The sequence below is a fragment of the Neobacillus drentensis genome (assembly GCF_036965425.1).
GTDB lineage: Bacteria > Bacillota > Bacilli > Bacillales > Cytobacillaceae > Neobacillus > Neobacillus drentensis_F.
Genome location: NZ_JBALPP010000024.1, coordinates 19884 through 28151, shown reverse-complemented (window position 1 = coordinate 28151; position 8268 = coordinate 19884). Strand labels below are relative to the sequence as shown.

Genomic DNA, 8268 nt, shown 5'->3' with positions numbered 1-8268 from the left:
CCTAATATTGTAGAATCCCACCTTCGAATTAAAAGAATATAACCGCAATTGTAGAATAAGGCTTAATTTTTGTAGAAACCTCTCTCAAATTTGTAGGATGTAACCTGAAAATTGTAGGATACCTCCTCATTATTGTAGAATCCCTCCGTAAGCAGGACCTTTTTTCCAATTACCTTGTGCTTATTTTCCTGTTTTATAAAAAGTAGGTAAAACTTAACTGGACAGGCAAATTAATGTTTCATAGACTACTAAGTAAAAAACGGATAGCCTTGATTCTTAGTAAAACAAATCAGTGGAAACGAGGGGGAAGGATCATGTTGGAATTTGCTGCAAATATGGACCAATTGGCCACGATTAAAGTTGTAGGTGTTGGCGGCGGGGGGAACAATGCTGTGAACCGAATGATTGAGGACGGAGTGGAAGGTGTAGAATTTATTGCGGTGAATACGGATGCCCAAGCGATCAATCAATCTCAAGCAGAGATTAAGATGCAAATTGGTTCATCGTTAACTAGGGGTTTAGGAGCAGGTGCTAATCCGGAAATAGGAAAATTGGCGATAGAAGAAAGCAAAAAGCAGATGGAAGAAGTGTTAGCAGGAGCCGACATGGTTTTCGTTACAGCTGGAATGGGCGGCGGTACAGGGACAGGTGCAGCACCGGCCATTGCGAAAATTGCCCGAAAGCTTGGTGCCCTTACCATTGGAGTGGTCACGCGTCCGTTCAAATTTGAAGGAAAGAAACGGGCAATGAACGCGGAAAGTGGAATTGAGGCCATGAGGGAAGCAGTAGATACCTTAATTATTATTCCAAACGATCGCTTATTAGAGATTGTCGATCGAAATACCCCCATGATTGAGGCTTTCCGTGAAGCGGATGCCGTCCTCCGCCAGGGTGTTCAAGGGATTTCCGATTTAATTGCTGTGCCTGGTTTAATCAACCTTGACTTTGCTGATGTGAAAACGGTCATGTCCCATAAAGGGACAGCCTTAATGGGAATTGGGATTGCTACTGGAAGCAATCGCGCCGCGGAGGCCGCACAGAAAGCCTTAAACAGCCCGATCCTCGAAACCTCCATCAATGGAGCCCAGGGCGTGATCATGAACATCACTGGCGGTCGAAATCTTAGCCTTTTCGAAGTTCAGGAGGCAGCTGAAATCGTTGCTGCTGCTTCCCATGAGGAATTAAATATGATTTTTGGTTCCGTCATTAACGAGCACTTAAAGGATGAAATCATTGTCACGATTATTGCCACTGGATTCAATGAGGAAGTAGAGGCAGTAGTACAACCGTCTTCCCAGCCGCCTATCATTGAAAGATCTAATCCGTATCAACGGGAGCTACGTACACAACAACCTAATCGGGTAAACCATATCGAACCTGATCAGGATTATGGCCGACATTCAGAAGCACAAGAAGAATCGCTGGATGTTCCTACGTTTTTGCGACAGAGAAAAAGACGATCTAGATAAAAATACTATCTATTTTCCACCTCACTATGGAACTTTTTTCTAAGATAATCGTATTTTAGGAAAAGAACTGGGGGGAGACAGGTGAACGATAAAGCACTTTTTTTTAAAGATAATTTTTTTTCATCCGGAAGGACGGAAATTTTTAATAGTTCAAAAGAAATGGTAGGAGAGCTAGATTTAAAGAGTGCCTTTTCTTCGAGTATTGATGTGCTGGATAAGAACGAAAATATTGTCGTTACCGGTAAATTCACCTTCTTTAGTAATAAGTGGCGAATCTACAATTCTAATGAGGAAGAAATCGGTATCCTTAAAGAAAAGTTGGCCTTTTTATCGAAAAAATATGAATATGATGCCTATGGACGTGGTGTTTATCATATTAAAGCAGAACCCTTCTCAAGACAGTATGAAATTATGGATGAGCAATCCAACCCGGTTGGACGGTTTGAAAAGGTTAGCGGCTTCTTTGCATCCCCAGCCTACCAACTGACTAATTTTAATGAAAAGGTTACGAATGAGGAGCTTATAGCGGTCGTAATGGGAATCAATGCTATTCAGAAGAGAAATGCAAGCGCAGCATCAAACTCAGGCGGCGTAAATTAAGATCATCAAAAAAGACAATTGTCTTTTTTGATTTGATGATGGAAGTATATGGGTGAATCTTTTTAAATATAATAAACTGAGTAAATACCTGAAAATGAGGTTTTTTAATGAAAATCCTTTTAATAGCCATTATTGTGTTCGGTTTTTTTAATAGCTCATTTTCAGAATCTCTTATTGCCCAAGGTTCTATAGAGCCTGCTGCTGTCTCCGATTCTGAAATGCAGAAGAAAATCAGAGAGTATTTGGTTTCCAACCATGTTAGTGGCAGTATTGCCGTTGCGAAAAACGGTAGCACGTTGTTTTCTGAGGGGGCAGGGTATTCAGATATTTCGGAAAGGACGTTAAATCGTTCGACCACTACTTATCCGATTGGTTCGATCACGAAAACCATGGTTGCTGTTTGTATACTTCAGCTTCAAGAAAAAGGAATGTTGAGGATACAAGACTCCGTATCCAAATATGTCCCGACCCTTCCGAAAAATGTGAAGATCGCACATTTGTTAAATCATACCTCAGGAATCAAGGGGTCCATTTGGCACACAGGTGTCAAAAACCCTAAGGACATTATTAAGAAGGCCGTAGTTAAATTTCCGGCTGGGACAAAATGGGAGTATAACGATATCAACTATATGGTCCTAGGTTATATTGTAGAACAGGTAACAGGCGGCACTCTGCATGATTATATTGAAAAAAATATTTTTCATAAGGCCTCCATGGTCAATGCCGGTTTTATTAACTCTGGGAAATTTTCTTCAAAGGGTTATTTCAAGGTGGCAGGGCAGTTTTTACAATCAAGTAAACTGAATCCATCTTTGCTTTTTGGCTGCGGTGATATTTATGCAACGGCACAGGATCTCTCTCTGTTTGATGAAGCCTTAATGACCGGGAAGCTCCTAACCAAGCAAAGTGTAAAGGAAATGGTCACACCCGGGCCAAAATCGAGTTATGGTCTCGGTGTTTATCATAAAGACGACCGCATTTACAGCAGAGGCGTTGTCGGGGGCTGGGAGTCGCTCCATGTTTATTACAAGGATAAAACCTCCATCGTTGTCCTTCTGAATGTTCGGGATAAACAGAGGGATATCAAGAAGATTTCGGCTGCCATTTATCGCATTGTGAAGGAAACATTTTAATAGGAATTATATTCCCCTATACCCATATTCGACTATTTATAGCAAATATGGACAGAAAATGATGGATCTCGTCGAATTATACATATATATGGGGATTTACTTCATTTTATAAAAAGAACGCAGTATTTTTGTGGGGGAGAAAGAGAATTGATTATTACAACTAATGAAATTTTTACCGGTGGGGAATTAACATTAAGCAGGAAGATAACACATGGGAAAAGCAAGCGGTCCCAAAGTGTACCTGTTTTCACTTCCAGGATGGAAAAACGTGAATATTATAACGAGCATTTTTTTCATATTCGTAATGTATTAGACATTAAAAGAATTTTAAGTGATATTCGTGATCATTGGGATACCTATGTTTCACAGGTTCACCAATGGATTCAAAAGAGTTCTCTAAAAAAACTGGTCGTGACGGGTATTTTTACTATTGTACTTGGTTTTTTAGGAACGAGTGCCAATGCCGCTTTTATTCAGGAATATACGTATCAGGTTAAAAACGGTGACAGTATTGAAGCGATCGCTGCGGAACATGGGGTGACAGCACAAGAAATACTAGATGCCAATGGGCTGACTGCGATTGACGGTAAAAAAATTCTTTTACCCAAAGTGGAAAACAGAATGGTTAACGCGACAGCCCTTAATGTCCGGTCAAACCCGAGCACGGAAAGCAGTATTCTTGGTACATATAAAAAAGGGGATATGGTGAAGGTTTCATTCGTAGAAAACGGATGGGCAGGTATTCTGATAAAAGGACGAGTTTGTTTTGTGAAGGCTGATTATCTTTCATCCGTCCCGAGCCAAACGGCTGTGACAGCTGAATCACAGACCATGTATGTAACGGCAGATTCGTTAAGAATGAGAGCGGCAGCTTCCACGACTAGTGCGGTAGTAGGCTCGTTAAAATTAAATGATACTGTGATAGTGAAATCGATGGTGAATGGCTGGGCTCAAGTTAGTTTTCATGGCCAAACGGGGTTTGTTAGTGCAGCCTATTTAACGAAAAAGGAACAGGCAACAACAACAACGAATGCGTCTGAGTATGTGATCAAGAGCGGTGATACTTTCACAAAGATCGCGAAAGCATTAGGTGTGCCTGTTTCATCCATTCAAGAGCTGAATCCAGCAGTGGATCCATCTAAACTGAGGGTTGGACAAAAAATTAAAGTTCCAGTTGCTGCTGAAGCTGATACCTATCGCATTCAAGTCACAGCTTATATTAGCGGGGTAGACCCGCATGGAACGTTTCGTTTTATCACGGCTGATGGGAAAACGAATTGCGCAAAAGCCTCAGGCAATATGATCAATGAATTATTTAACCGTCAAGGGGGACATGCAACACTGACTCTTGAGGGAAAAAGGGGTCAAACCATGACCCTGGTCGATTTACAATAAATTCTAGTACGGGCCTCCATGTGAGGCTTTTTATTTTAGCATCAGTTTATCTAATTCCCGTACTTGATCATAGGCTTTCACGAGTTGTTCAGGGACCATCGCTCTGCCATATTCCCAAGCATTGGTTTCTATTTTAGTTTTAAGCTGCTCGATTTCATCATCTTCACCGTACTTCAGAATCCTCAAATCATGTTTGTTTTTCTTAAAATCTAAATAATAGCCGATTTCATGATAAAGAATAATTTTAATTAAGTTTTCATCGGTTTCTTTTATTTTAAAATTAATTTTAGCCAAGTAGCCGTTTACTTGTATGTAGTTAAACTTTATTGTATTTGTCGATACATTGTAACTCATCGGAGCAGGCAGATTATTGTTAAATTCATAATTAATCGTTAAATTGTGCTCACGCAATGTATTTTCAATGATCTTCTCGATATCCCATATGTACAGCATCTATTCTCTCCCTGCCCTTTCAACCGGTATTATTATTTCTTCTCGACTTTCACTATTCCTTTACCTAAGTTATCTTTTTCAAAATAACAAATGACCTCATCATCAACGTTGATCTTGTCACCGGAGACGATTTTATCTGCAGAAAATTGGATTCCTGTCCCGTCTTCACTTTTTCCATAATATTGATTTCCTTTAATGTCGCTAATCTTGTATTCTAGCGTTGTGTACTGCGCGGCATTAGTACTTGTTTTGTCTACAGGCGCAACTGAATGAGATTTTACTAATACTAAAACAATTAATATAGATGAAAGTATCGCAAGGATGACTATTCTTTTTAACATGTTTTTTTACCCCCTCGTATGTATTGTAAAAAATGATAGAAGAAAGTGAAATCCTTCTATTTTCCTTTTTTCGCTGAATAGTTTTCAGTTTCTTTAAGAATACTATAAATATGAAACTTACCTTAATCATAGATGCCGCAATTATACTGTTGGTTTCATATTATATCATGAAGAAGCGACTTCACTTATTTGAAAACATTTTTATTCTCATGATTTTGGAGTTCCTCGTTACCAGCTATTGCGCCATCTTGTATATCAATTTAGATGTTTGGACTATCGCGAATGAAACGGAACTCTTTATTATTTTCCGGGTGTATGAAACCATTATCTATCCGTTTATTTGGCTGAGTTATTTCAATTTACAGCCCATTTTTAAATCTCCATTGTTTAAATGGATATGGACAGGTTTATTTGTAGGCATTCAATCTGGGGTTGAACGCTGGCTGGTAGAATGGGATGTCATTACCTATAAGGGCTGGCCCTTTTGGCTTTCTTTCATCCTCCAAACATTTATTGTGTTGATTGTCCACTTGGCATTAGCATGGTACCGAAATTTAATGAGAAAAGAAGGGATTCGCGAATAGATGCTTCCGTTGCCAGAGAAATTTGATGAAAACGAATGGTTTCTGCTTCTTTGTGTTGGCCTGTCCTATCTTGTTGTTTTTCTTTTGCCGAGAAGATTTCCTCGAAGTTTATCGGTCCTTTTTTTGTTAATCGGCACAACGATTGCGAGGCTTTCCGATCATTTGCTCGCTTCGCCTAAGCTTGATTTATATAATATCATGGATACACCTAATTACGATTTATTTGATTTGATTACCTACTTTTTATATGCCCCTTTTTCTTATTTGTTTCTTTACTTTTATGACAAATGGAACATTAGAGGGTATTGGATTTTGCTTTATCTCGTTCTTTGCACGGCTGGAGGAACGTTGTTTGAATGGATTAATCAAAAGTTGGGTGTGTTTACCTATAAAGGCTGGCAGCTCTCTTATTCCTTTAGTGTATATTTAGCGGTTCAATGCTTAGTGCTGCTCTTTTTTCATTGGGTAATGAGAAGGCAGCCCATTGAAAAAGCGGACTCCCATTAGTGTCGGCCAAACCCACATGCAAAAATTATCTCCCCTCAATTAAGGCCGTCACTAAACCAACGGTACATATCGCCATACAGGAATAAAGGAAGTTGTCCACTTCGAGAACAGCAAGCCCTGCCAAAATAATGATCCCGTCCAGGATGATAATGGCGAGTGCCAAATTTATAGGGATGACCCTCGAAATGATTTTGGCAAGCAGGTCGGTGCCTCCCGTGCTGGTTTTATAGCGGAGCATGAGACCCACACCCGTTCCAATGACGGCTCCCCCAATTAAGGCACTTGCAAACTGGGAGATGAGAAATTGAGTTCGTAATGGAGCGAGCAAATCAATAAAAAACGATGAAGCGAGTAATCCTTGGATATTGGTGAAAAAATAACCTCTTTGGTGCATGGCTGAAAAAATACATATAGGGAGGCTTAAAGCAACCATTGTAATTCCTGTTTGAAACTCGAAGAAATAGTGAAGGATTAAAGCAATTCCAAGGATACCGCCGTCTATTAAATGATGGGGGACAAGAAACCCATTCACCCCAATTCCAACCAGCAAGCTGCCGATAATCGTCGCTAATAATGTCTGAATAATAACAATCACCTTGTCCAGTCTTTTTGATTAATCATATGACTGGATTTTGAAAAAAAGAAGCGGTGCCTTTCCTCGGGTTTGGTCGAAGCGCACTAAGTTTTGGGTGCCATTTTTTGTCTAAATGTCCAAAACGGCTTGGAAAATGTCCAAAGCTAGGAAAAAAATGTCCAAAATCACCACGAAATTGTCCAAACCACTCAGAAATTTATCCAAAGTAGCGCAAAAATTGTCCAATACTCCGTGAAACCTAATCTTCGTCATTAACACTAAAAAGTTTCAAAAAATTTAACAATTCGTTAATAAAGGATATGCCCAGACCTCCATATATTACGTAAAAGGAGGTGTGGGAATATGGAAAATGAACCACAAGAACAGCCTCAGGTTGATATCCAAGCATTGAAGGATGAAATTAAAAGCGAATTAAAAGAAGAATTTAGCCATTTTCGTCATAAACGGAAACACCGAGTGATTTATTCTATATGTGTGTTCGCCGTTGGATTGGTGATTGGCTTTGGCGGCGGTGCTGCTTCCCATTCAGACCATCACCATGGCCACGGACCCGGTCATGAACAATTTCAAAAATGGCATCATATGCATAAATAAAAATGTCCCGATCTATGCCTAGTGAGACGCTCTCTCACTAGGCTGTTTTTTGGTTTAGTTGGCATTAGGTTGAAAAATATGAAATTATTAGCTTAGAGATATGAGGAGGGATCTAGGATGGAACATGAGTTAAAAGAGCTAATTAAGAAGTGTGATATGGCCATTAAGCAAGAGGACTTTGATACCCTGATGAATTACTATACGGATGATGCCATTTTGGTTGTAAAGCCTGGAATGATTGCCCGCGGGAAAGCGGAAATCAAAAAAGCTTTTATTGCCATTGCCCAATATTTCAATAACAGTCTTGTGCCGACACAGGGGGAAATGATTATTTTAGAAGCAGGAGATACTGCGCTTGTTCTTTCGCAAACGCTCCTGGATGCTGATAAAACAGAATCGGATTTTTCCATGGAAAGAAGAGCCACCTACGTGTTTAAGAAAAATTCACAAGGTGAATGGCTTTGCGCTATCGATAATTCATATGGCACTGACTTAATCAAGGATAAGGGATAGTTTTGTCCCATAGAAACGGTCTATGGGACATTTCGAGATGAGTTCAAAGAGGTTTTTTCCCATAGAAACGGTCTATGGGACATT

11 protein-coding genes are annotated in these 8268 nt (G+C 39.7%); 8 read left to right on the top strand and 3 right to left on the bottom strand.

Annotated elements, in window-relative coordinates; all coding sequences use genetic code 11:
- The first annotated feature begins 314 nt into the window (after positions 1-314).
- The 4 genes from ftsZ to V7161_RS07365 all read left to right on the top strand — a co-directional run bounded on the left by ftsZ (position 315) and on the right by V7161_RS07365 (position 4597).
- Complete coding sequence (gene ftsZ / locus V7161_RS07380) at positions 315-1469, top strand: cell division protein FtsZ (RefSeq protein WP_335443615.1); 1155 nt, start codon at positions 315-317, stop codon at positions 1467-1469.
- A gap of 81 nt (positions 1470-1550) precedes the next feature.
- Positions 1551-2069, top strand: a complete 519-nt coding sequence (locus tag V7161_RS07375) for a hypothetical protein (RefSeq protein WP_335443614.1) — start codon at positions 1551-1553, stop codon at positions 2067-2069.
- Positions 2070-2176: 107 nt separating this feature from the next.
- Positions 2177-3202, top strand: coding sequence for a serine hydrolase domain-containing protein (locus tag V7161_RS07370; protein ID WP_335443612.1), 1026 nt, complete (start codon positions 2177-2179; stop codon positions 3200-3202).
- A gap of 147 nt (positions 3203-3349) precedes the next feature.
- Positions 3350-4597, top strand: coding sequence for an SH3 domain-containing protein (locus tag V7161_RS07365; RefSeq protein WP_335443610.1), 1248 nt, complete (start codon positions 3350-3352; stop codon positions 4595-4597).
- Positions 4598-4627: 30 nt separating this feature from the next.
- On the opposite strand, the gene V7161_RS07360 is transcribed toward V7161_RS07365, so the two are convergent.
- Together V7161_RS07360 and V7161_RS07355 are read right to left on the bottom strand one after the other, a co-directional pair.
- Positions 4628-5050 carry a hypothetical protein gene (locus V7161_RS07360; RefSeq protein WP_335443607.1) on the bottom strand — a complete coding sequence of 141 codons (423 nt, stop codon included), beginning with the start codon at positions 5048-5050 and terminating at the stop codon, positions 4628-4630.
- Between the two features lie 32 nt (positions 5051-5082).
- Entirely contained in the window at positions 5083-5391 is a 309-nt protein-coding gene (locus V7161_RS07355) for a hypothetical protein (RefSeq protein ID WP_289989248.1), read from the bottom strand.
- A 110-nt stretch (positions 5392-5501) separates the two neighbouring features.
- Here V7161_RS07355 and V7161_RS07350 point away from each other — a divergent pair, with 110 nt between their 5' ends.
- On the top strand, positions 5502-5975 hold the full coding sequence (locus tag V7161_RS07350; protein WP_335443604.1) for a hypothetical protein: 474 nt from the start codon (positions 5502-5504) through the stop codon (positions 5973-5975).
- Positions 5976-6482 (top strand): hypothetical protein, encoded by a 507-nt coding sequence (locus V7161_RS07345; protein WP_335443602.1) that lies wholly within the window; start codon positions 5976-5978, stop codon positions 6480-6482.
- A gap of 25 nt (positions 6483-6507) precedes the next feature.
- Here V7161_RS07345 and V7161_RS07340 read toward each other — a convergent pair whose 3' ends face one another.
- A complete protein-coding gene (locus V7161_RS07340) occupies positions 6508-7077 on the bottom strand; it encodes a YitT family protein (RefSeq protein ID WP_335443599.1) in 570 nt (189 codons plus the stop codon).
- 342 nt (positions 7078-7419) lie between these two features.
- Here V7161_RS07340 and V7161_RS07335 point away from each other — a divergent pair, with 342 nt between their 5' ends.
- Together V7161_RS07335 and V7161_RS07330 are read left to right on the top strand one after the other, a co-directional pair.
- Positions 7420-7671 (top strand): hypothetical protein, encoded by a 252-nt coding sequence (locus tag V7161_RS07335; RefSeq protein WP_335443597.1) that lies wholly within the window; start codon positions 7420-7422, stop codon positions 7669-7671.
- Positions 7672-7788: 117 nt separating this feature from the next.
- Positions 7789-8184, top strand: coding sequence for a YybH family protein (locus tag V7161_RS07330; RefSeq protein ID WP_335443596.1), 396 nt, complete (start codon positions 7789-7791; stop codon positions 8182-8184).
- Positions 8185-8268 lie beyond the last annotated feature (84 nt).

What these genes read in the sequence shown, in the direction of transcription:
- ftsZ (WP_335443615.1), top strand. Translation starts at nt 315, where the DNA reads ATGTTGGAATTTGCTGCAAATATGGACCAATTGGCCACGATTAAAGTT.
- V7161_RS07370 (WP_335443612.1), top strand. Translation starts at nt 2,177, where the DNA reads ATGAAAATCCTTTTAATAGCCATTATTGTGTTCGGTTTTTTTAATAGC.
- V7161_RS07360 (WP_335443607.1), bottom strand. Translation starts at nt 5,050, where the DNA reads ATGCTGTACATATGGGATATCGAGAAGATCATTGAAAATACATTGCGT.
- V7161_RS07355 (WP_289989248.1), bottom strand. Translation starts at nt 5,391, where the DNA reads ATGTTAAAAAGAATAGTCATCCTTGCGATACTTTCATCTATATTAATT.
- V7161_RS07350 (WP_335443604.1), top strand. Translation starts at nt 5,502, where the DNA reads ATGAAACTTACCTTAATCATAGATGCCGCAATTATACTGTTGGTTTCA.
- V7161_RS07345 (WP_335443602.1), top strand. Translation starts at nt 5,976, where the DNA reads ATGCTTCCGTTGCCAGAGAAATTTGATGAAAACGAATGGTTTCTGCTT.
- V7161_RS07335 (WP_335443597.1), top strand. Translation starts at nt 7,420, where the DNA reads ATGGAAAATGAACCACAAGAACAGCCTCAGGTTGATATCCAAGCATTG.
- V7161_RS07330 (WP_335443596.1), top strand. Translation starts at nt 7,789, where the DNA reads ATGGAACATGAGTTAAAAGAGCTAATTAAGAAGTGTGATATGGCCATT.